Here is a 24,332-nt window from a genome sequence, read left to right as displayed (position 1 = left end):
AAAATTATGTCTGTTACGGCACAAGCACATGTAGAAGATCATGCACATGATCATGGGCATCATCACAAAGAGACATTTATAACCAAATATATATTCAGTCAGGATCATAAGATGATTGCCAGGCAGTATTTGATTACTGGACTCATCATGGGTTTTGTAGGGATCGCGATGTCCCTGTTATTCCGAATGCAACTGGCCTGGCCGGGAGAGTCCTTTCCCATATTCGAAACCTTATTGGGAAAATGGGCACCTGAGGGTGTAATGGATGCGGATATTTACTTGGCATTGGTTACCATCCACGGAACCATAATGGTATTTTTTGTACTCACCGCGGGATTGAGCGGTACTTTTAGTAATCTTTTGATACCATTACAAATAGGGGCTAGGGATATGGCTTCGGGTTTTCTAAACATGATATCGTATTGGCTGTTCTTTTTATCCAGCGTAATCATGGTGATTTCACTATTTGTGGAAGCAGGGCCCGCTTCTGCCGGATGGACAGTATATCCTCCGTTGAGTGCCCTTCCCATGGCCCAATCCGGCTCAGGTATGGGAATGACACTATGGCTGGTATCCATGACCGTATTTATCGCTTCGTCCCTTTTGGGATCTTTGAACTACATTGTTACGGTATTGAATTTAAGGACCAAGGGGATGTCCATGACCCGTTTGCCTCTAACAATTTGGGCATTTTTCGTTACTGCCGTTATTGGTGTAATCTCTTTTCCAGTATTGTTATCGGCCGGGCTATTATTGCTTATGGATAGAAGTTTTGGAACATCGTTCTTTTTATCCGATATCTTTATTCAGGGAGAAGTTTTACACTACCAAGGGGGGTCTCCGGTATTGTTTGAGCATCTTTTCTGGTTTCTCGGACATCCAGAGGTCTATATCGTGATCCTTCCTGCAATGGGTATTGTTTCCGAGGTAATGTCCGTTAATGCCCGTAAGCCAATTTTTGGCTATCGTGCCATGATTGCCTCCATATTGGCTATCGCATTTTTGTCCACCATTGTTTGGGGACATCATATGTTTATTTCAGGGATGAACCCATTTTTGGGATCGGTATTTACCTTTACAACTCTTTTGATAGCCATTCCTTCCGCCGTAAAGGCATTTAATTGGATTACCACTCTGTGGAAGGGAAATCTACAACTAAACCCCGGAATGTTGTTTTCAATAGGAATGGTATCCACCTTTATCACCGGAGGTCTTACGGGGATTATCCTAGGGGATAGTACCTTGGACATCAATGTACATGATACTTATTTCGTTGTGGCACACTTTCACTTAGTAATGGGAATCTCGGCATTATATGGATTATTTGCGGGTGTCTACCATTGGTTTCCAAAGATGTTCGAAGGTAAAATGATGAGTAAAAATTTGGGATACATCCATTTTTGGATTACAGCCATTGGCTCTTATGGAATATTCTTCCCCATGCACTTTGTGGGCATGGCCGGGGTACCAAGAAGGTATTACGAGAATACGGCATTTCCAATGTTCGATGAGTTGACGGATGTACAAGTACTTATGACGGTTTTTGCATTAATTACCGCGGGGGCCCAGCTAGTCTTCGCATATAACTTTATCAGTAGTATTTTCTATGGTAAAAAAGGTCCGAAGAACCCTTGGAATGCGACCACCTTGGAATGGACGGCCGAGGTAAAACATATTCATGGAAATTGGGACGGTCCCATACCTCATGTTCATCGTTGGGCCTATGATTATAGTAAAACGGACGAAAATGGGGAGTACATTCTTCCAGACCAGGATTTTGTACCCCAAACCGTACCACTACAGAAGGATGAGGAGGAATTAAATCATTGACACCAAACTAATTCAAGCCAAAAATGCCCAAGCTATCCAGTTGGGCATTTTTTTTGATGGATATCGAAAGGGTACTATTTCGCTTTTTTGTAATATCTTAGTGAAGCCCTGATTGAAAGATACCTTTGAAATCGGTTCCAGTACTTGGGTGGACCCACAATAGGACGTACTGGTACCCTCCATGAAATCTAACCTGGTATGAAAAACATTTTTCTTATAGTACTGGTCATGCTTACAGGACTTGTATACGGCCAACGCAAACCTAAAATCAAGGGAAATAGAAGCATAGTACAGGTGAAGGAGGATTTACCTCCTTTTCGTGCCTTACAACTTGTAGATGATTTGGAAATCGTCTTAAAGAAATCCTTTGAGGAAGGTTATACTATTGAAGCCGATGACAACTTGATCGATGTGCTGAAATTTGAAGTTGAAGACGGTACGCTGCTGATCAGTTCATTTTACAAGATTACGGCCAAGAAAAAGCTGGAGATCACTGTTAACTACAAGGAATTGGAATCAATTACCATGGAAAATGGGAAGATAAATACAGATGATGTAATCTCTTCCGATGAATTGAGCATTAAAACCTCGGGTCCTTCGCGATTGGAATTGAATGCCAATGCAACAATTACGCATCTTGCCATGGAAGGTATTAGTTCAGGTGATTTCAACTTTGCGAGCGACTCCATAGATGTTCAATTAAAAGACCGTATAGATGCCCGCATATATGTGGTAGGTGAAAGTACCCATATCTCAATGCAAAAGAATGCCACGGCAAGATTGGAAGGTACCACGGACAGTTTGCAGGTAAACTTGTTCGGTAATGCGAATCTTAAGGCAGAACGATGTGAAGCAATCGGCGTTAAAGCCTTTTTAGAAGAATCCTCGGATGCCAACATTTATGCCATTACAAATTTTGAACTTTCGTCAAAGGGTTCTTCCCGTGTTAATCTATACGGGGACCCAAAAATTCGGATTTTAGAATTTTTGGACACTTCCAAACTTCATAAAGCAGTGGATTAAGAAGCGATTGGCGCGGTAATACAATGTTCGGGAATACCAAAACCGTCCACCAAAGTTTCCATATGTGGCCTTAACTCAGAGCAGAGGCGCTCTACTCTTTGTCGTATCGCCTTTGATTTGGTTCTTCCTATATAACCCTGTTCCAAAAACCATTCGGCATCTTTTCGGATTTCATACAGCGCATAAAGTGTTCCCAGTTTTTGGAACAATAAACGGTTTTTTTCATCCTCGATCGAAGAGGCAAAATTAGAATATTGCGTGTAGGCCAACTCTACACTGTAAGCCTTTCCCAAAGCTAATAGATGCGTCTGAACTTTAAGGAATGCTTGATAAGAAGGAACTCCCTTCTTTATATGATTACGTATGCGCATGGCCAACGTATAGGTCAATCTTTTGGTCCTATAATTAAAAGCGTGTTTATGGAATTTGGAACTGTATAGATGTTCCTTATCCGTTTTATTGGTGTATATTGGGTTAATGGCGGAAAGTCTTTCTCCAAGTTGAGTCGTTAGTAATCGCAATACGGAGGAAAAACCTGCACTATTGAATTCCGCCCTAAAATCCGAAAGCACCCCTTTGGCAGCCAATTGCAATAACACCGTATTGTCGCCTTCAAATGTGGTAAAAATATCCACATCGCCCTTGAGATCCGCGATACGGTTTTCAATTAGATAACCCTTACCTCCACAGGCTTCCCTACATTCTTGGATAGTGTTGTTGGCATACCAAGTAATCAAGGATTTTAGGCCGGCCACCTGGGTCTCCACCTTACGTTTATCCGCATTGTCGTCATGGCAATAGGCTTCCATAATCTTGTCCAAGGTAACATGGTAGACAAAGGCACTGGCAACTAAGGGTGTAAGCCGCAATTGATGTGTGGGATAGTCCAATAATAAGTCCTCCTGAATTTTTATATTATCATTGAATTGCCTTCTTTGTAAGGCATATTTTATAGCAATGGCCAGCGCAAATTTGGCCCCACCCAATCCGGCACGGGCCACACAAATACGTCCACCTACCAAAGTACCCAGCATGGTAAAGAAGCGCTTGTTCGGATTTTGGATATCCGAATGGTAGGTGCCATCATCATTTATATGACCGTATTTATTCAACAAGTTCTGCCTTGACACATGTACCTGATTAAACCAAATTTTACCGTTATCCACGCCATTGAGCCCTAGCTTATACCCATTATCTTCTACGGTTATCCCAGGTAATAACCGATGCTCGGAATCACGTAAAGGAACTAAAACGGCGTGCACTCCTTCGTTTTTTCCATTTACGATAAGTTGTGCAAATACAGTGGCGATTTTAGCATGCAGGGCATTCCCAATATACTCCTTGTTGTCTTTTTCGCCAGGGGTATGAATGATGATTTCGTCGGTTTTGGAGTCGTAGGTCGCGGTGGTCTTAATACCCCTTACATTGGAGCCATGCCCCGTTTCCGTCATGGCAAAACAGCCTAAAAGCTTGGCTTGTCCGGTTTTCTTTAGATAGAGGTCATGATGCCTTTTGGTTCCCAATTTTTGAATGCTTCCTCCAAATAAGCCGAACTGTACCCCAAACTTGATGGCAAGACTACCATCAACGTACATTAAACTTTCGAAAATGGTGGCATAACCTTCCATATCCCCGGTTCCGCCATAGTTGTCCGGGTACGCCATGGCACCATAACCCTTTTCTCCCAGAAACTTTACTTGCTCCAAGACCCGCTTCCTAAATTCATCCTTGTCCCTATGAATGTTCCACTTAAAAAGGGGATGGGATAAAAAAGAGCGGAAGTCATCCATTACCTTGGCATGCCTTCCTTTTAAAAGGGCGTCTAATTTTTGGGCATCATAGTAGTTGGATGTCCTTTGGTGAACCACCTCTACATCAAAAAGATGGTTATAGTGGTTGGGTTGTATACCAAGATTTATTTCTATGTACTTTAGATTTTCGTTGAATGGGCATTCATCGTAATAGCTGCAGACTACTTTTTGACTAAAAGTGGCCAAAGGATAGGTATCGCTCTCCACTAGTCTTACGGTAGATTTGGAAATGGTACGCTTCCAGTTTTTGAACTCCATATCGGAAGGAGGTGTTGCCCGTATTAGCCATTTGAACAAAGTGTCCCTTTCGGTTTTGGACAATGAGCCGTCTTGCTTTAGGGCCTTTTCAACAACGGCAATTTCAGAAGCTGATAACAGATCATCTGACCATATGACATAAAAAAAGGGAATATATTGAAGAATCCCCGACGTGTACATTTCCATGATATGAAGTTACAATTTTAAGGGAGAATCTAAAAAGGATACAGGACCCAATGAAAACCCCCGATCAAACCTGATCGGGGATTTTAACATATAACTAAATAAAAAATGAAACTATGCGGGTTCTGCAATTTTTGGACCGGCAGCGACGATTTCAGGGTTCACATTGGCCTTGAATTGCTCAAAATTATCGTTGAAAAGGGTAACCAGTTTGTTTTTAACTTGGGTATATTTCTCCTTATCTTCCCATGTATTTTTAGGAATTAGAACCTCTTCCGGAACGTTTGGACAACTGGTCGGAATTTGGAAGCCAAACTCCTCATCCGTAACATATTCCACGTTATCAAAGTCGTGATTATGGATTGCATCGATCATAGCCCTTGTATACTTCAATTTCATACGGGAACCACTACCGTTCCATCCGGTATTTACCAGCCAAGCCGTAGCTTTGTGTGTTTTTATTTTTTCGGCCAGTAACTCGGCATACCTATTGGGATGCCACATCATAAAGGCAGCTCCAAAGCAAGCACTGAATGTTGCCTGAGGTTCGGTTACCCCCATTTCCGTTCCGGCGACTTTCGCTGTGTACCCTGAGATAAAGTGGTAACTAGCTTGTTCGGGGGTCAACTTGCTGACCGGAGGCAATACACCAAAAGCATCACAGGTTAGGAAAATAATGTTTTCGGGATGGCCAGCTATACAAGGAATCTGTACATTGTCAATAAACTCAATAGGATAAGACGCCCTCGTATTCTGTGTTATGGAGACATCGGTATAGTCTACTTCGCGGGTATTCTTGTCATATACCACATTTTCAAGGACGGTACCAAATCGGATAGCATTAAAGATATCAGGTTCATTTTCCTCGGAAAGGTCAATGGCCTTGGCATAACAACCTCCTTCAATATTAAAGGTTCCTTTATCGGTCCAGCAGTGCTCGTCGTCACCAATCAATTTTCGCTTGGGATCCGCGCTTAAGGTAGTTTTACCCGTTCCGGAAAGACCGAAAAGAATACTTACATCACCTTTTTCACCCACATTTGCGGAACAGTGCATAGGCATTACACCTTCCAATGGCATAAGGTAGTTCATAACACCAAAGAGACCTTTTTTCATTTCCCCGGCGTACTGCGTACCCAATATCACGATTTCCTTTCGCTCCAGGTTTACGTCAATACTTGTCTTGGATGTCATTTCGGATGTGTAGCGGTTGGCTGGAAAACCACCGGCGTTCATAACTACATAATCCGGCTCACCAAAATTGGCCAATTCCTCTTTGGTGGGCATGATTAACATGTTCTGCATAAAAAGCGCATGATAGGCCCGTGTACAAATAATCCTTGTCTTTATTCTATAGTCTGGGTCCCATCCCGCAAAAGCATCCACAACAAACAAGTGATCGCGTGTATTGAGATAATCAAGAGCACGTTCATGGTTTACCATATAGGTGTGTTCATCCAGCCCTATATTGATATCGCCCCAGTCAATATTATTTTCAGAATCTGGGTGCCTCACGATACGTTTGTCCTTTGGGCTACGACCCGTTTTTTCCCCAGAATAGGTCATCAGGGCGCCTACATCGGAAATTGCGGTACCCTTTTCCAATCTCAGTCCCAGTTCATAAAGTACGGGAACACTACTGTTACGATAAATGGTCTCGGTGTCTATACCGTATTTCCGAAGATTAAATGCTTCTGCCATGTTAAATTGTTTTAAAGTTGATATATAGTATTTGCTCATAAATCTTATGCAAATGTAGTTGATGATTAAGGGTAAAAAAGATGACAAATGTCATGTAGGTCAAAATCATCAACTTGCTTACTCCGAATTTAACCTTAAGATAACCTAACGGCATAAGGCATCCATTTGAGTTTAATTCATGTAGCTACTTGTGCATGCTTTAGTATCTTTGTTAGGATATGAACGAACACTTAGACCCAACGGCAGAGAACTTTTCCAAGGAAGAACTGGATATAGAAAGGGCTTTGAGACCTGTTACATTCGGTGATTTTACCGGACAGGAACAAGTTCTTGAAAACTTAAAAGTTTTTGTACAGGCCGCCAATCTAAGAGGAGAGGCTCTGGACCACACACTGTTCCACGGCCCACCTGGATTGGGCAAAACTACATTGGCCCATATTCTGGCCAATGAACTGGGAGTAGGTATTAAGATTACTTCGGGACCGGTGTTGGACAAGCCGGGGGATTTGGCTGGTCTGTTGACCAATCTTCAAGAAAGGGATGTCCTTTTTATCGATGAGATTCATAGATTAAGCCCTATCGTGGAAGAATATCTTTATTCTGCCATGGAAGACTATAAAATCGATATCATGATAGAAACAGGACCCAACGCCCGATCCGTACAGATTAATCTTAACCCCTTTACTTTGGTAGGGGCAACAACACGTTCGGGTTTATTAACGGCACCTATGCGCGCACGCTTTGGTATTTCCAGTCGCTTGGAATATTATTCTACGGAATTGCTATCTACAATAGTACAACGTAGTGCGGATATTTTAAAAGTGCCTATTACCAATGAGGCCGCCATAGAGATTGCCGGTCGCAGTAGGGGTACTCCGCGAATCTGCAATGCCCTTCTACGCCGCGTTCGCGATTTTGCCCAGATAAAGGGTAATGGCAATATAGATATGGATATCTCCAAATTTGGTCTTAAGGCCTTGCATGTGGATGCCCATGGCCTGGATGAAATGGACAATAAGATTCTGACCACCATAATCGATAAATTCAAAGGAGGCCCTGTTGGAATTACTACCCTGGCCACTGCAGTTTCTGAAAGTGCGGAGACCATTGAGGAGGTCTACGAGCCTTTTTTGATCCAGCAAGGTTTTATTATGCGAACCCCTCGAGGTCGGGAGGTGACCGGATTGGCCTATAAACATTTGGGTCGGGTAAAAGGGGGAAATCAGCCGGGCTTGTTTTGATGAAGGATTTGCCAAGTATCCCCCGATATGAAGTGCTAAGGAACAGAAGGACAATCCTAAAAAACCCTTTGCCCTTTCATCACCATTATTTCCAAAAGTATGGCGATACCTTCAGGATAAATTTAGGGAGACGAAACGACTGGGTCTTTACCAGGAATGCGGAATCCATCAGGCATATACTTCAAAAAAATCACAAGAATTATGGAAAATCATCTTTACAGACCAAGGAATTGGCCAAATATATTGGACATGGGCTGCTGACATCCAATGGCGAGTTTTGGCGAGTACATCGACGGATGATACAGCCTGCCTTCCACAAGAAAAAGTTGGAAGGCCTTATACGCATGATGTATAAAGCCATTGTAACCGAACTAAAAGAGGTAAAGGTAAATGCCGAACAGGACATTTTTCCTTTAATGGGAGATCTGGCCTTTCAAGTAGTGGCAAAGTCCCTTTTTAGCGCGGACAATATTCGGGATAGAATGCAACGCCTAAAGGAAATTACAATTGCCAATCAAAAAATGCTGATCAAGGAAATGCGAATGCCCTACCTCAAATGGTGGTTTCATTTGAACGGGGATATCCAAAAACATTTAAGATTAGCTGTTCGGGCAAGGAATTTGATTAATGGAATCGTTCAGGAACGCTTGGACTCCAAGGAAGAAAAAGACGATTTGCTGGATATGCTATTGAGTGCACGTTACGAAGATGGTAAACCTATGCCGAGGCAGCAGCTCATAGATGAGGTCATGGTACTTTTTACTGCAGGCCATGAAACAACGGCCAACGCGTTGAGCTTTACTCTGATGTTATTGGCGAGACATCCTGAAGTTCAACAAAGGCTTTACCAAGAAGTAAAGGATATTGATTTTGAAAGGGGGAACAGCATATTGGCTTTGACTCAATTGCCCTATACCCAACAGTGCTTAGAGGAATCCATGCGCCTTTATCCTCCGGTATATTTTATGGACCGGGTAAGTTTGGCCGAAGATACCCTTGAAGGACATGTTTTTAAAACAGGCACCGTCTGGTTGATGAGTATTTATGAGTTACATCGCCATGTGGATTTCTGGGAAGACCCCGATCACTTTGTTCCGGAACGCTTTGTTGCCGATGGCAAAAGGGACTTTTCCGGTCAATACTTTCCTTTCGGGGCCGGACCTCGAATGTGCGTGGGCAATAATTTTGCTATGTACGAAATGCTTATGACCATTGCCTTTTTGGTAAGGAAATACCAGTTGTCCACTACCAGGGAAATTAAGGTTCATCCACTGATCAGTTTAAAGCCCAGTGAGGCGTTTGTGAAATTTACGGCACGCATATAAATGTATGGGAAAGGTAAACATACGGTTTTAATAAAAGAGGAAGCACGGCGCCTGGGTTTTTTATCCTGTGGTATTTCCAAAGCTGAGTTTTTGGAGGAAGAGGCCCCTAGACTAGAAAAATGGCTAGACAGTGCCATGCATGGGGAAATGCGTTATATGGAAAACCATTTCGACAAGCGTTTGGATCCCACCAAGCTCGTAGATGGTGCAAAATCAGTGATTTCATTGCTGTTGAATTACTATCCCTCCGAAACCCAAAACACCGGTTCCTATAAAATCTCAAAATATGCGTATGGCGCGGACTACCACTATGTGATAAAGGAAAAGCTCAAAAACCTGCTCCGGTTCATTCAGAATGAAATTGGGGAGGTACACGGCAGGGCCTTCGTGGATTCAGCTCCGGTATTGGATAAGGCCTGGGCCGTTAAAAGTGGTTTGGGATGGCTGGGTAAGCATAGTAACCTGCTTACACAACAGGTAGGTTCCTTCTATTTCATCGCTGAGCTTATCGTAGATTTGGAATTGGATTATGATTCCCCGGTAACCGATCATTGTGGTTCCTGTACCGCTTGTATCGATGCCTGTCCCACAGAGGCAATTGTGGAACCCTATATAGTGGATGGGAGCAAATGCATATCCTATTTTACCATCGAACTCAAAAACGAAATTCCAATCGCATTTAAGGACCAATTTAAGGATTGGATCTTTGGTTGTGATATTTGTCAGGATGTCTGTCCCTGGAATCGATTTTCCAAATCCCATAATGAACCTCTATTTGATCCGAAACCGGAATTACTGTCCATGACCAAGAAAGATTGGGAGGAAATAACGGAGGATGTCTTCAAAAGGGTTTTTCAAAAATCGGCGGTAAAACGCACTAAATTTTCCGGCCTTAAGAGAAATATCAACTTCGTGAAGTAAAGTTTAAGGGCAAGGTTTTCAAAACTTTAGGGTTTTTTCTCCTCTTTTTGTGGTAATCGGAAAACGCAAACGTTTTCGTAATAAAATTTACCATTTTCTATTTAAGATTTTTTTAAGAACTCATGAAAAACGTTATATTCGGAGACTATTGCATTTTGTGGATTTCTCAAAAGTGGTCGATAGATATGGGGGATATGTCAAAATAATGGCAATTGATTGTCGAAATACCAAAATGAACCGATAAAAACTAACTAAACTAAATCAATACTATCATGGGCGGATTGGAAACATTGGACGTCATTGTAATTCTGGTTTATCTTGTAGGAATTATCATATATGGTATATCGAAGTCCAAGAGAAGCAGTTCGGAGGACTACTTTTTGGGAGGTAGGACCATGACTTGGCCCATTGTAGGTATTGCCTTGTTTTCGGCCAATATTTCCAGTTCTACCTTGGTAGGATTGGCCTCGGATGGCTTTCAGACCAATATCAACGTCTACAACTATGAATGGTATGCTGTTGTAATCTTAATCTTCTTTTCCATTTTCTTCCTGCCCTTCTATTTAAAATCCGGGGTATATACGATGCCGGAATTTATGATGCGTCGATACGATAAGCGATCTCGCTATTATTTTTCCTTCATAACCATTTTGGGAAATGTCCTTGTGGACACAGCTGCCGGTCTCTATGTAGGTAGTATTGTTTTAAAGTTGTTGTTCCCAGATATTAGCTCAACCTATATTATCATTATGTTGGCCATTGCAGCAGCGGCCTATACCATTCCTGGAGGCCTAAACTCGGTAATTCAGACCGAGGTGATACAGGCTGTACTGCTTATTATTGGCTCTTGTCTCCTTACGTATTTCGCCTTTGACCAACTTGGGGGCGGTTGGCAAGGAATGATGGGAAAATTGGATGCCATGTTGGCTGGTGGGGAAGTGAATTTTGGGGATAGGGCCGCCGAAGGTAAGTTCATTCCGTCCAATTCGGGCGAGGTATTTAGTTTGGTGCGTCCGGACAATGATGAGTTTATGCCCTGGTGGGGATTGTTGACCGGAGTTCCTCTTTTGGGATTCTATTTCTGGGCAAATAACCAGTTTATGGTACAGCGGGTTCTCGGAGCTAAGGACTTAAACCATGGGAGATGGGGTGCACTATTTGCTGGATTTTTAAAACTCCCGGTTATTTTTATTATGGTCGTTCCCGGTGTGTTGGCCTTGTTGCTTTTTAATAACTTGGATATTTCCGGCCTCAATTATCCCATAGCCGATGGTGGAATGTGCCAGAATTTGGCAGATTGTCCTAACCTTACCTATCCGGTATTATTGTTTCAATTGCTACCAACCGGAATTTTAGGTTTGGTGGTGGCGGGTCTCTTGGCGGCCATGATGTCGTCGGTCTCGGCAACGTTCAATTCGGCATCCACCTTGATCACTATGGATTTTGTAAAACAACTTCGCCCGGAAATGACGAGTAAACAATTGGTTCGGGCGGGCCAAATAGCTACCTTGATTTTGGTGGTTCTCGCTTCTGCATGGGTGCCGTTCATTGAAAAGGTAAGTGATTCATTATGGGGCTATTTGCAGTTGGTTATCGCATTTACCAGCCCTCCTGTGGTATCTGCGTTTATATTGGGACTTTTTTGGAAAAGGGCGAACGGTACTGGAGCCTTTGTTAGTTTGTTGGTCGGTGGTGCCTTCGCTCTTTTTATGATATTGTCGGCGGCATATGATATTTCCCCTTACCTCAATGATTTCCACTTTTTGGCAAAAGCCAATCTGTTGTTCGTTATTAGCATTGTTGTCCATATTACGGTGAGTTTGTTGACCGGTCTTCCAGACGAGGATCAGGTACGGGAGTATACCTACAAAAAGGAAATGTTTACGGAAGAGACGGAAGAACTCAGTGCCCTCCCATGGTATAAAAATTATCGGTATCTCGCCATTGTATTATTGGTCATTACTACCATTGTGGTAGGATACTTTTGGTAATATAGGTTTAACATTTGATAAGGCATCAATAGTTTTATTGGTGCTTTTTTATTTTTGGAGGGCCCATTCCTAAAAGATTAGGCTAAATTTACAGATCAAACTTAGGATATGAGTGAAGAGAAACGCAGAAGGGAAGCCTTGGTCTACCATGCCAAACCCAGACCTGGAAAGATTAAAATAGTACCTACCAAACCCTATACCACCCAGCGCGACTTGGCATTGGCATATTCCCCGGGAGTAGCGGAACCCTGTCTTGAAATTAAAAAGAGTAAAGATGAGGTATACAAATACACCTCTAAGGGCAATATTGTAGCAGTGATTTCGAATGGAACGGCAGTTTTAGGTTTGGGGAATATTGGACCCGAAGCCTCTAAACCTGTAATGGAGGGAAAAAGTTTGTTGTTTAAGATTTTTGCAGATATTGATGGGATAGATATTGAGTTGGACACCGAGGATGTGGACAAATTTGTGGCAACGGTGAAGACCATTGCCCCTACTTTTGGCGGAATTAATTTAGAGGATATCAAGGCTCCCGAGGCTTTTGAAATAGAACGGCGACTTAAGGAAGAACTGGACATTCCGGTAATGCATGATGATCAACATGGAACGGCGATCATTTCCGCCGCCGCCTTGCTGAATGCATTGGAATTGACAAATAAGAAAATCGAGGAAGTAAAAATAGTGGTCAGTGGGGCAGGGGCCGCCGCGGTCTCCTGTACCAAGTTGTACAAGGCATTCGGGGCCAAGGCCGAGAACATCATCATGTTGGATAGCAAAGGTGTGATCCGAAAGGACAGGGAAGGTCTATCCCATGAAAAACTGGAGTTTGCCACGGACCAAAAAATAGATACTCTGGCAGAGGCCATGAAGGGTTCCGATGTTTTTATTGGACTTTCCATTGCGGATATTGTGAGTCCAAACATGTTGAAGTCCATGGCCGATAATCCCATTGTATTTGCCATGGCCAACCCAAATCCAGAAATAAAATATGAATTGGCCTGTAAAACGAGGGATGATATCATTATGGCCACAGGACGTTCGGATCATCCCAATCAGGTCAACAACGTTCTTGGATTTCCATTCATATTCAGGGGTGCCTTGGATGTAAGGGCTACCGCGATCAATGAGGAGATGAAAATGGCCGCGGTAAAGGCTTTGGCCGATTTGGCAAAACAACCCGTCCCAGAACAGGTAAATATTACCTATGGGGAAACCAGGCTTACTTTTGGTAAGGACTATATCATTCCGAAACCTTTTGATCCCAGGCTTATTTCCGAAATACCTCCCGCAGTAGCCAAAGCGGCCATACAAAGCGGGGTTTCAAAGGCACCTATCAATGATTGGGAAGCGTATAGTGAGGCACTGCTTCAGCGATCTGGTGATGACAATAAGGTGATGCGTCTGCTTATGAGCCGGGCAAAAATAAACCCGAAGAAAATTGTTTTTGCGGAAGCTGACCATTTGGATGTCCTTAAAGCGGCCCAGATAGCGTACGAAGAGGGGGTTGCACATCCTATTTTGTTAGGGGATAAACAGATTATTTCCGAATTGAAAAAAGAATTGGAATTTGATGCTGATGTTCCCATAATCGATCAATACGGAGATGATTCCCTAGAAAAAAGAAACCATTATGCCCAAAAATATTGGGAAAGTAGAAAGAGAAACGGAACGACCCTGTATAGTGCAAAAATAAAGATGCGGGAACGCAATTATTTTGGTGCCATGATGGTCTTGGAAGGGGATGCCGATGGTATGATAACCGGACATTCAAGGGCCTATGCCAATGTGGTAAGACCTATCTTTGAGGTGATTGGTAGGGCGGCCAACGTAAGAAAGGCAGCCACGGCCCATATTATGATAACCAACATTGGCCCTCTGATTTTATCGGATACCTCTATCAATATCGATCCCAACGCAGAGGAATTGGCTGAAATTGCAAGAATGACGGCCAATTTAGGCAGTGCTTTTGGATTTGACCCTGTTGTAGCCATGCTGTCCTATGCCAATTATGGTGCCTCCAATCATCCAAACGCCTCAAAGGTGAAGAGAGCCGTTGCGAAGCTTCATGCCGAAAACCCCAATTTAATTGTTGATGGGGAAATACAGACGGATTTTGCACTGAACAAGGGGATGCTCAAAAGCCAATTCCCGTTTTCAAAACTTGCCGGGAAAAAAGTGAATACCCTAATATTCCCTAATTTGGAATCTGCGAACATCACCTATAAATTGTTAAAGGAACTGCATGCAGCGGATGCCATTGGGCCCATAATGCTGGGACTGCGAAAGGCCGTTCACATCTTACAATTAGGCGCCAGTGTTGATGAAATGGTTAACATGACCGCTGTCGCGGTGATAGATGCCCAGGAAAGGGAAAAAAGAAAAAAGGCAAGAATGAAAAAATGACGATATATAAATTGCTAAGTTCTCCAATAACTAACCCGTTGCCATTGTGATACATCACTTAAAAGGAAGGCTTATAGAAAAAAATCCTACCCATGTCATTATTGAGTGTGGGGGAGTAGGTTATTTTGTAAATATATCACTCCATACATTTTCTAAAATATCCGATTCAGAGGATATCAATCTCTTCACCCATTTACAGGTAAAGGAAGACTCGCATACCTTGTTTGGTTTTGCCGAGAAAACCGAGCGTGACATATTTCGTTTGCTGCTGTCTGTTTCCGGGATAGGTTCCAGTACGGCAAGGACCATGTTATCCTCCTTGTCGCCACCTCAAATACGGGAGGCTATTGCCAGTGACAATGTGGTTGCAATCCAAGCCATAAAGGGGATTGGGGCAAAAACCGCACAAAGGGTTATTTTGGACCTAAGAGACAAAATTTTGAAGGTCTACGATGTAGGCGAAGTTTCCATTGATTCAAACAATACAAATAAAGAAGAAGCGTTATCTGCTTTAGAGGTTCTTGGCTTTGCCCGAAGACAGGCCGAAAAGGCAGTGGACAAAGTTCTAAACCAAGACCCTTCTTTAAGCGTTGAGAACATTATAAAACACGCGCTGAAAAATTTGTAACAAGTTTGAAAAAAGGGGCCAAGCAATTTCTTAAATTAACATTTAAGCTTACTTTCCTATTCCTGTTGTTTCTTATGACCGTGGTACCCACCGTGGCCCAGGAAACGGAGGGAGAGGAACCTGTTGAACAACAACAGGACTCCGTAAAGACAGGCCCGGATTTGGGAAAATTGGTGATGCCAAATCCTGAGAGCATAGTCTCCAAATACATTTATGACCCGAAACTGGACATGTATGTCTACAATGAAAGTGTCGGGGAGTTTAACATAGGCTATCCTATTATCCTTACGCCTAAACAGTATCTGGAACTGGTACAACAGGAGGGCATCAAGGAGTATTTCAAGGAAAAGTCAGATGCCTATTCCGGTAAGAAGGAAGGTAGCGAGGAAGCACGTAGAAACCTACTTCCCAATTTTTACATCAATAATAACTTCTTTCAGTCCGTTTTCGGAGGAAATACCATAGAGGTCATACCCCAGGGTTCCGTAGCCATGGATTTGGGGGTCATTTGGCAAAAAAATGATAATCCCGCCCTCTCACCTCGAAATAGGACCAATCTTTCATTTGACTTTGACCAACGCATTAGTTTAAGCATGTTGGGCAAGATAGGAGAGCGCTTACAGGTTACTGCAAATTATGATACAGAGGCAACTTTCGATTTTCAAAATATAGTAAAATTAGACTACACGCCAACAGAGGATGATATTATCCAAAAAATAGAGATTGGAAATGTGAACATGCCTCTGAACAGTTCGTTGATCCAAGGAGCACAAAGCCTATTCGGGGTAAAGACACAATTACAGTTCGGAAAGACCACGGTTACCGCCGTGTTTTCGGAGCAGCGCTCCCAAAACAATACGGTGGTGGCCCAAGGCGGAGGTACTTTGAACGACTTTTCCATTACCGCCTTGGACTATGATGAGGACAAACACTTTTTCCTGGCCCAGTATTTTCGGGATCAATATGATGGCGCCTTGGCCAACTATCCCTTTGTACAAAGTCAAGTCCAAATTACCCGTTTGGAGGTATGGGTAACCAATAGAAGCCAACAAACCTTAAATGTCCGCAATGTTGTAGCTATTCAAGATTTGGGAGAAGCTATCGAGGAACAAACGCGGTTAGGGCTTTTGAACGCTGCCCCCCCGGGATTCTTCAATGATCCGAGTAATGTACTTCCCCGAAATGACGCAAATGATTTTGACCCCGAGCAGATAGGTACTGGCGCATTGACCGAATCAATACGGGACATTGCAACCGTGGAGGCCGGATTTAATATTCCCGGATATGTCTCAAACCAGGGATTTGATTATGCTATCCTAGAGAATGCAAGAAAATTAGAGGCCGGAAGGGACTATGATTTCGATTCACAATTGGGCTATATATCACTGAATCAACGTTTAAGCAATGATGAAGTACTGGGCGTAGCATTCCAATATACCTTTAACGGGCAAGTTTTCCAGGTTGGGGAATTTGCCAATGGTGGTCTGGATGCAACCACGGTTTCAGGGGGCGCAAACCCGATAATTGAAAACAATACTTTGATTCTTAAGTTGTTGAAAAGCAACATTACCAATATTTCAGATCCTATTTGGGATTTGATGATGAAGAACATTTATGCTACCGGTGCCTTTCAATTGAGCCAGGAGGATTTTAAAATGAACATCCTGTACTCGGACCCTACCCCTCGAAACTATATAACTCCGGTAGATGATGCCACCTGGCCGACCGGTTTGGAAGAGGATATTCTTTTGAAGGTTTTCAATTTGGACCGTTTAAACATTTACAATGATGTACAACCTGGAGGGGATGGCTTTTTTGATTTTGTACCCGGGATTACAGTAAACACCCAAGGGGGACTTATTATTTTCACCAAGGTTGAACCTTTTGGGGAATACTTGTTTGAGGAACTTGGTGGTGGAGATTATGAAAATGTTCCAGGTTATAACCCTAACCAACAACAGTATGTTTTTCGGGATATGTATGAACTTACCAAAGCTGCGGCGCTGCAAGATCCGGAAAAGAACAAGTTTATCCTAAAGGGACGTTATAAGTCCGAGGGGAGCAGCGGAATTCCCATAGGAGCCTTTAATGTTCCCCGGGGATCGGTACGGGTTACGGCGGGAGGTAGGCAATTACAGGAAGGAATAGACTATACCGTAAACTACCAGGCAGGAACTGTGCAAATTTTGGATCCCAGTCTTGAAGCTTCCAATACCCCTATTAATATTTCGGTAGAGAACAATGCCGTATTCGGTCAACAGACCCGAAGGTTTACCGGAATAAATGTGGAACATCAGTTTAACGAAAACTTTGTACTGGGAGGAACTTGGTTGAACCTAAACGAAAGGCCCCTTACCCAAAAATCAAATTTTGGCGTGGAACCGGTCAATAATACCATTTTTGGCCTTAACGGAAACTTTTCGACCGAAGTTCCCTTCCTTACCCGTATGGTCAACAAATTGCCAAATATAGATACGGACGTGCCCTCTAATGTCTCCGTCCGTGCAGAAGTAGCCTGGTTAAGACCAAACTCCCCAAAAAATGCAGATTTTCAAGGTGAAACCACTACATATCTCGATGACTTTGAAGGGGCACAGGCCTTAATAGATATTCGCGGATCGTTGGGTTGGACTTTGGCCAGTACCCCCTTGGAGTTTGTTCCGGGAGGACAATTATTGGGAAGTTCTCCCGAAGACCCGGATAATTTGTTGAACGGATACGGGAGGGCAAAAATGGCGTGGTACACCATAGACCCCATTTTTTATACCAATCAAAGACCATCCGGTGTTTCGGATAGCGATGTTTCCACAAACCCGACACGAAGGATATTCGTGGATGAGGTCTTTCCTCAAGTGGATATCGCCCAAGGCCAGACTACCGTTCAGAATACCCTGGATTTGGCTTATTACCCCAACCAAAAGGGTCCTTATAACAACAATCCCAATTTTGATACGGAAACACCGGATAACAAATGGGCCGGGATTATGCGTTCCCTGAGCAGTACCAACTTTGAACAGTCCAATGTGGAATTTGTTCAGTTTTGGGTGCTGGATCCCTATGTGGACGGTACAAGTACGAGTCCTGGGGAATTGGTCCTGAATTTGGGAAATATCTCGGAAGACATCCTTAGGGACGGTAAAAAACAGTATGAAAACGGCTTGCCCGGGGTAGAGAGCAATGATTTGGTGGCGCCGACTTCCTGGGGAGAGGTTCCGGCCACACAATCACTGGTTTACGCCTTTGATGCCAGTGAGACCAACCGTAGCCTTCAGGATATTGGCTTTGATGGATTGGACGATGCCGGGGAAGCGTCGGTATACTCAAATAATACAGGGAATGATCCCGCATTGGACAATTACCAGTATTATCTTAATCGAGAAGGTGGAATATTGGAACGCTATATCGATTTCAATAATCCCGATGGGAATTCCCCGGTCCAAGTGACCAATACCAATAGGGGTTCCACCACACTTCCCGATGTGGAGGATATAGATCGGGATTTAACCATGAACACGGTCAATAGTTATTATGAATATCGAATTCCGATAAGACCCAATACTACTATAGACGATCTATACGTAACTGATATCAAGGAAGGGGTAACTCCGGAACTACCGGACGGGTCCCAACTTAACCGAAGATGGATACAATATAAGGTGCCATTGAGCGACTTTACCGAGGCTGTTGGAGGTATTACCGATTTTAGGTCCGTGAGCTTCATGCGGATGTACTTGACCAATTTTAGCAGTGATGTTGTACTTCGCTTTGCCACACTAGATCTGGTACGTGGCGATTGGCGGACCTATCTTAAAAACCTTCAGGATGAGAGTGTGGACACGGATCCCACAGACGATGGTACCGTTGTGGATGTAAATACGGTGAATATTGAGGAGAACAACTCCAGAATTCCAATACCTTATGTGCTTCCTCCAGGAGTGGTGCGGGAGCAATTGAACAACAATAACACGATTATAAGACAAAATGAACAGTCCCTTTCCATTGTGGTGGAGAATCTGGAATCCGAGGATTCCCGTGGGGTATTTAAAAATTTGAATATTGACCTTCGCCAGTATGAAAAAATAAAGATGTTCATGCACGCGGAAAAAATTGTGGACAGTGATTACTCGGATGACGATATTCCTTTAATAGGGTTTTTCCGAATTGGAACGGATTTTACCCAAAATTTTTATCAGATAGAGCTTCCTCTGCGTTTCACCCCCTTTACGGCCACTTCAGCAAGTGAAATTTGGCCGGAAGAAAATGAAATGGATATTGCGCTGAGCGATTTGAACAAAGTGAAATCCTTGTGGATCAATAGTGGCGATTTGAGCGAAATCCGTTTTTTTGAAGTGGAAAACGGCGAAGTGATACCGGTGGAGGAATTTGCGCCTAGGACTCCGGGTAGGTTGCGTATTGGGATAAAGGGTAATCCTTCCTTAGGAAGTATTCGAAGTATGATGGTCGGTGTTAAGAATACCGATGATTTGCCCGCGCGAGGCGAAGTTTGGTTCAATGAACTACGTTTGGCCGGATTGGACAATAACGGGGGTTGGGCCGCTGTAGCCGCGGTGGATGCCAACCTAGCCGATTTTGCCAACGTATCCGCAACAGGGAGCAGAAGTACCTCAGGTTTTGGGGCCATAGACCAAATGCCCAATGAACGTGCCCGTGAAGATGCCATTTCCTACGATTTGGTCACCAATGTAAACTTAGGTCAATTACTCCCGAAAAAATGGGGCATACAGCTCCCATTCAATTACGGTATTTCCGAGCAGTTGATTACCCCTGAGTTTGATCCGGTATACGATGATTTGAAATTGGACGATTTGATAGATACTGCGCCTACCGCCGAGGCCGCGGAAGAAATAAGGGAACAAGCGGAGGATTATACCAAACGGACCAGTATTAACTTCATCGGTGTACGTAAGGACAGGGGAGAGGAAGCGGATGCCAATTTCTATGATATTGAAAACTTTACCTTCAATTATTCCTATAACGAAACCAACCATAGGGATTTTGAAATAGCCAATTTGCAGGATCAGAATGTTGTGACCGGATTTGTGTACAATCACGCCTTTGAGCCCGTTGAGGTAGCACCCTTTGCCAAGAAGGATTCGCTCTTTACCGGTAAGTATTGGCAATGGCTCAAAGACCTTAATTTAAATCTGTTGCCTGCCACCGTATCTGTAAATTCCAATATTAACAGACAGTTCAATCGGCAGCGTTTTAGGGATGTACGCGAGGAAGGTGTGGAACGTTTGGAATTGCCCGAACTGCAACAACGAAATTATCAGTTCAATTGGCAATATGCCATAAACTACAATCTTACGAAATCCTTACGATTGAATTTTACCGGAAGCAATAACAATATTGTACGCAATTTTCTAGAGGATGAGGATAATCCGAATTCCGAAATAGACCAGACTCTAGGACTTTGGGATGGGTTTTGGGATTTAGGAGAGCCCAATAGGCATTCACAGCAAATGCAATTGAATTATGAACTGCCCTTCAATAAGATTCCTGCATTGGATTTTATCAATGCCCAATATACCTATTCCAGTAACTTTGATTGGCAACGGGGCGGGGATGCACTTCGTGAGGTGGCCGGGGAGGATATCAATACGGTACAAAACGCCAATACCCATAATCTAACGGCAAACCTTACCATGCAGAAGTTCTACGATTTGATCGGACTTAAAAAGCGGGATGGCAAGGTAGCCGTAAACCGGACTCCGATCCGTAGGGACAAAGCTGGAAACACTGCTACGGGGGAAGAAGAACAAAAACCGAAGACCAGCGCTCTTTTCAATACGGCCGTGGATATTTTGACCATGGTGAAGCGGTTGAACATCAATTATAACGAGACAAACGGTAAGGTACTTCCAGGATACACCCAAAGCATAGGTTTTATCGGATCCTTGCGGCCATCCTTCGGTTTTGTTTTTGGTAGTCAGGCCGACGTGCGTTTTGATGCTGCCCGTAATGGATGGTTAACACAGTTTGACGGATTCAATGAACAATTTCTGGAACGTACCAACAAGCAATTAAATATCACCGCTACGGCACAAGTAACCCCTGATTTGACCATAGACCTCAACGCGGACAGGCAATACTCCAGTAGCTATCAAGAAAATTTTGAGGTAATTCCGGATCTTGAAAATGGCGGACTTCAATACAATCAGTTACTGGGCAACCAATTTGGGAATTTTAGTATCTCCACTATGATGATCGGCACGGCTTTCAACAAAAGTGACGAATTTACTTCCGAGACCTTCGAGAAATTTAAGGAGAACAGATTGATCATTGCCAACAGATTGGTGGCAGATAGGGGGCAGGCCATTGGAGATTTGGATGAGGATGGTTTTCCTCAACTCTACGGCAAGACCAATCAAGAAGTGCTTTTGCCCGCCTTTTTTGCGGCCTATACGGGTCAAGATGTGAACAGGGTTAATCTGGACGCTTTTCGGGATATTCCGATTCCAAACTGGAACATAAAGTATACCGGGTTAATGCGCAATAAGTGGTTCAAGAAAAAATTCAAACGATTTTCGTTGACCCACGGGTATCGGGCCGCCTATAGTATCAATTCGTTCCAGACCAATTTGGAAAAGGAAAACGGTAGTATCGACTCAGAAACGGGGGATTTATTGCCCGATCTTATACTGAACAATGTAGTGCTTACCGATCAGTTCAATCCGCTGATGCGTGTGGATTTTGAGATGAAAAATTCCATTAGTGTTCTAGCGGAAGTACGGACCGATAGGGCACTGTCCCTCAGTTTCGATAATAATCTTATGACCGAAGTGAATGGAAAGGAATATACATTGGGGTTGGGATATCGCTTTAAGGATGTAAAATTTGTTACCAACATCGGAGGCAATAAAACAAGGCTCAAGGGAGATTTAAACCTAAAGGCAGATGTTACACTGCGTGATAACATTACCATCATCCGAAATCTGGATATCGATAATAATCAGATTACCTCTGGTCAAAATTTGTTGTCCATTAAGTTTACGGCAGACTACGCGCTGAACAAGAATTTGAACGCCCTGTTCTTTTATGATCACTCGTTCTCTCAATTTGCGGTATCCACTGCTTTTCCGCAAACTACCATTAATGCTGGATTTACATTACGTTACAATTTTGGAAATTAAATGCGGGTTCTGGCATATATCCCTAAGACTATAGAGGTAAATTTAGTGTGTATGGTCATTGGCAACATATCTTGGCATTTTGTTTAAAGGAATCTCTAAAAATGACGTATCGCTTATGTGCTAAAAATTGAACCGCGACTTTGATGTCCGAACTTGAATATATTCTTGAAAACCTATCCAGAATCCGTTACATTTGCCTACGGATACAAACAAGAAAAAAATGAATATACCATCCGAGTTAAAATATACAAAAGATCATGAATGGGTACGGATAGAGGGTGACGTGGCCATTGTGGGCATCACAGATTTTGCCCAAGGTGAATTGGGGGACATTGTTTATGTTGAGGTAGAGACCTTGGACGAATCCTTGGAAAGGGAAGAGGTTTTTGGCACAGTGGAGGCCGTAAAAACGGTATCTGATCTATTTCAGCCCTTAAGCGGTGAAATCATTGCCTTCAATGAATCCTTGGAAGATGAGCCCGAAAAAGTGAACTCAGACCCTTATGGAGAAGGTTGGATGATAAAAATAAAGATAAGTGAACCTACGGAAATTGACGATTTGCTCAGTGACGGGGATTACAAAGAACTGATAGGTGTCTAAAAAGCCAATTTTTACAATTCTCTTTATAAGCTGGATGGTGTTCGTTACATTTTCCAGCTTATATTCTTTTGAAGATACCAGTGTTCCGGACATCCAAATTCCCCATTTGGACAAGATCGTACATTTTGGGTTTTATTTTGTAGCGGCTGTTTTAGGTTTTTTCTCCTTTCGTAGTAGACTTAAAAGCGGTACCTCCATATCGAAAATGATAACGGGCCTACTACTATTTCTTATTGTTTTTGGTATTATTATTGAGGGAATTCAACACAGATACACGACAACCCGGGCCGGGGACGTTTTTGATGCGTTGGCCAACACCATTGGCGCCTTTATCGGAGTGTTAACGGCAAAAACCATTTTTTCCTCTAAAAAGCGGTTAAATTGGGAATAGTATTTGCTTTTTAAGCATTATTTTAATTAAATTAGCGAACATTAAAGATATAGTTATGGAACTAAAAAAGAACCCAAAAGCGGATATTGGCAGGAATAGTGGGCTTTATTTTGTAATAGGATTGGCGTTGGTCATGGCCTTGGTTTACGGTGCCTTGGAGTGGAAAACCTATGACAAGGTAAACGACTACGATATTTCGATGAACGTAGATGATGATTTGGATGAGGAGGTTCCCATGACAGAACAGATCAAGACACCCCCACCCCCACCGCCACCTGCGGCTCCGGAAGTTATCGAAGTAGTAGAGGACGAAGAAGAAGTGGAGGAAACCGTTATAGAATCTACTGAAACGAGCCAAGAAGAAGAGGTTATAGAAGTAGAGGATGTGGCCGTCGAAGAGGTTGAGGAAGATGTGGATGTGCCTTTTGCCGTTATTGAGGACGTACCTGTTTTTCCAGGTTGTGAAAGCGCATCCAATAAAAGGGCCTGCTTCAACAAAATGATGCAGAAACACATCAGTAAAAACTTCCGCTACCCTGAAATAGCCCAAGAAATGGGTATTCAAGGACGGGTAAATGTTATGTTCGTTATCCAGAAGGACGGAAGTATCGGTAATGTTAGGATGCGGGGCCCGGATAAAAATTTGGAAAAGGAAGCAGCGCGAATTATCGGTAAATTACCTAAGATGACTCCGGGAAAACAACGGGGAAGGGCAGTTAGGGTACCTTTCAGTATTCCAATTACATTTAAGCTGCAATAACAAGATTTCAAGAACGATTTAAATAAAACCCTGATATATCATCAGGGTTTTTCTTTTTTGGTTTAGTCCCTTTTTACCCAATAAACTCCCTTATTCGTTGCAAAAAATAGT

General features: G+C 43.0%; 14 protein-coding genes. 12 read left to right on the top strand and 2 right to left on the bottom strand.

Features of this window, described 5'->3' with window-relative positions; all coding sequences use genetic code 11:
- The first annotated feature begins 6 nt into the window (after positions 1–6).
- Both Q0993_RS09750 and Q0993_RS09745 read left to right on the top strand, forming a co-directional pair.
- Entirely contained in the window at positions 7–1,830 is a 1,824-nt protein-coding gene (locus Q0993_RS09750; protein ID WP_299532303.1) for a cbb3-type cytochrome c oxidase subunit I, read from the top strand.
- Between the two features lie 198 nt (positions 1,831–2,028).
- Positions 2,029–2,853 (top strand): DUF2807 domain-containing protein, encoded by an 825-nt coding sequence (locus Q0993_RS09745; protein ID WP_299532302.1) that lies wholly within the window; start codon positions 2,029–2,031, stop codon positions 2,851–2,853.
- On the opposite strand, the gene Q0993_RS09740 is transcribed toward Q0993_RS09745, so the two are convergent.
- Complete coding sequence (locus Q0993_RS09740; protein WP_299532301.1) at positions 2,850–5,108, bottom strand: acyl-CoA dehydrogenase; 2,259 nt, start codon at positions 5,106–5,108, stop codon at positions 2,850–2,852. The two genes, Q0993_RS09745 and Q0993_RS09740, sit on opposite strands and share 4 nt — an antisense overlap.
- Positions 5,109–5,219: 111 nt before the next feature.
- The gene (gene pckA / locus Q0993_RS09735) at positions 5,220–6,806 is read right to left on the bottom strand and encodes a phosphoenolpyruvate carboxykinase (ATP) (RefSeq protein ID WP_299532300.1); all 1,587 of its coding nucleotides are present in this window, start codon (positions 6,804–6,806) and stop codon (positions 5,220–5,222) included.
- Between the two features lie 218 nt (positions 6,807–7,024).
- Between pckA and ruvB the strand changes: the two genes are divergently transcribed.
- The 10 genes from ruvB to Q0993_RS09685 all read left to right on the top strand — a co-directional run bounded on the left by ruvB (position 7,025) and on the right by Q0993_RS09685 (position 24,221).
- Positions 7,025–8,047, top strand: coding sequence for a Holliday junction branch migration DNA helicase RuvB (gene ruvB / locus Q0993_RS09730; RefSeq protein WP_299532299.1), 1,023 nt, complete (start codon positions 7,025–7,027; stop codon positions 8,045–8,047).
- Positions 8,047–9,372: a cytochrome P450 gene (locus tag Q0993_RS09725; RefSeq protein ID WP_299532844.1), complete on the top strand. Its 1,326-nt coding sequence runs from the start codon at positions 8,047–8,049 to the stop codon at positions 9,370–9,372. Before ruvB ends, Q0993_RS09725 begins: the two co-directional genes overlap by 1 nt.
- Positions 9,373–10,293, top strand: coding sequence for a tRNA epoxyqueuosine(34) reductase QueG (gene queG, locus Q0993_RS09720; protein WP_299532298.1), 921 nt, complete (start codon positions 9,373–9,375; stop codon positions 10,291–10,293). It begins immediately after the preceding gene.
- Between the two features lie 272 nt (positions 10,294–10,565).
- A complete protein-coding gene (locus Q0993_RS09715; protein WP_299532297.1) occupies positions 10,566–12,284 on the top strand; it encodes a sodium:solute symporter in 1,719 nt (572 codons plus the stop codon).
- A gap of 108 nt (positions 12,285–12,392) precedes the next feature.
- On the top strand, positions 12,393–14,687 hold the full coding sequence (locus Q0993_RS09710) for an NADP-dependent malic enzyme (RefSeq protein ID WP_299532296.1): 2,295 nt from the start codon (positions 12,393–12,395) through the stop codon (positions 14,685–14,687).
- A 46-nt stretch (positions 14,688–14,733) separates the two neighbouring features.
- The gene (gene ruvA, locus Q0993_RS09705; protein WP_299532294.1) at positions 14,734–15,315 is read left to right on the top strand and encodes a Holliday junction branch migration protein RuvA; all 582 of its coding nucleotides are present in this window, start codon (positions 14,734–14,736) and stop codon (positions 15,313–15,315) included.
- A gap of 5 nt (positions 15,316–15,320) precedes the next feature.
- Positions 15,321–22,469 (top strand): cell surface protein SprA, encoded by a 7,149-nt coding sequence (sprA, locus tag Q0993_RS09700; RefSeq protein WP_299532293.1) that lies wholly within the window; start codon positions 15,321–15,323, stop codon positions 22,467–22,469.
- A gap of 220 nt (positions 22,470–22,689) precedes the next feature.
- Positions 22,690–23,070: a glycine cleavage system protein GcvH gene (gene gcvH, locus Q0993_RS09695; RefSeq protein ID WP_299532292.1), complete on the top strand. Its 381-nt coding sequence runs from the start codon at positions 22,690–22,692 to the stop codon at positions 23,068–23,070.
- Positions 23,063–23,461, top strand: coding sequence for a VanZ family protein (locus Q0993_RS09690; RefSeq protein ID WP_299532291.1), 399 nt, complete (start codon positions 23,063–23,065; stop codon positions 23,459–23,461). The genes gcvH and Q0993_RS09690 overlap by 8 nt, the downstream gene beginning before the upstream one ends.
- A gap of 55 nt (positions 23,462–23,516) precedes the next feature.
- On the top strand, positions 23,517–24,221 hold the full coding sequence (locus tag Q0993_RS09685) for an energy transducer TonB (RefSeq protein WP_299532289.1): 705 nt from the start codon (positions 23,517–23,519) through the stop codon (positions 24,219–24,221).
- Positions 24,222–24,332 lie beyond the last annotated feature (111 nt).

The sequence above is a fragment of the Ulvibacterium sp. genome (assembly GCF_028285715.1).
In the GTDB taxonomy this organism is placed as follows: domain Bacteria; phylum Bacteroidota; class Bacteroidia; order Flavobacteriales; family Flavobacteriaceae; genus Ulvibacterium.
Note: the sequence above shows the minus strand (reverse complement) of the source record. Positions and strands in the feature narration are given on the sequence as shown.

Coding starts and splice junctions, on each gene's coding strand:
- Q0993_RS09740 (WP_299532301.1), bottom strand. CDS start 5,108: ATGGAAATGTACACGTCGGGGATTCTTCAATATATTCCCTTTTTTTAT.
- Q0993_RS09715 (WP_299532297.1), top strand. CDS start 10,566: ATGGGCGGATTGGAAACATTGGACGTCATTGTAATTCTGGTTTATCTT.
- Q0993_RS09745 (WP_299532302.1), top strand. CDS start 2,029: ATGAAAAACATTTTTCTTATAGTACTGGTCATGCTTACAGGACTTGTA.
- Q0993_RS09685 (WP_299532289.1), top strand. CDS start 23,517: ATGGAACTAAAAAAGAACCCAAAAGCGGATATTGGCAGGAATAGTGGG.
- queG (WP_299532298.1), top strand. CDS start 9,373: ATGTATGGGAAAGGTAAACATACGGTTTTAATAAAAGAGGAAGCACGG.
- ruvB (WP_299532299.1), top strand. CDS start 7,025: ATGAACGAACACTTAGACCCAACGGCAGAGAACTTTTCCAAGGAAGAA.
- Q0993_RS09725 (WP_299532844.1), top strand. CDS start 8,047: ATGAAGGATTTGCCAAGTATCCCCCGATATGAAGTGCTAAGGAACAGA.
- Q0993_RS09750 (WP_299532303.1), top strand. CDS start 7: ATGTCTGTTACGGCACAAGCACATGTAGAAGATCATGCACATGATCAT.
- Q0993_RS09710 (WP_299532296.1), top strand. CDS start 12,393: ATGAGTGAAGAGAAACGCAGAAGGGAAGCCTTGGTCTACCATGCCAAA.
- gcvH (WP_299532292.1), top strand. CDS start 22,690: ATGAATATACCATCCGAGTTAAAATATACAAAAGATCATGAATGGGTA.
- pckA (WP_299532300.1), bottom strand. CDS start 6,806: ATGGCAGAAGCATTTAATCTTCGGAAATACGGTATAGACACCGAGACC.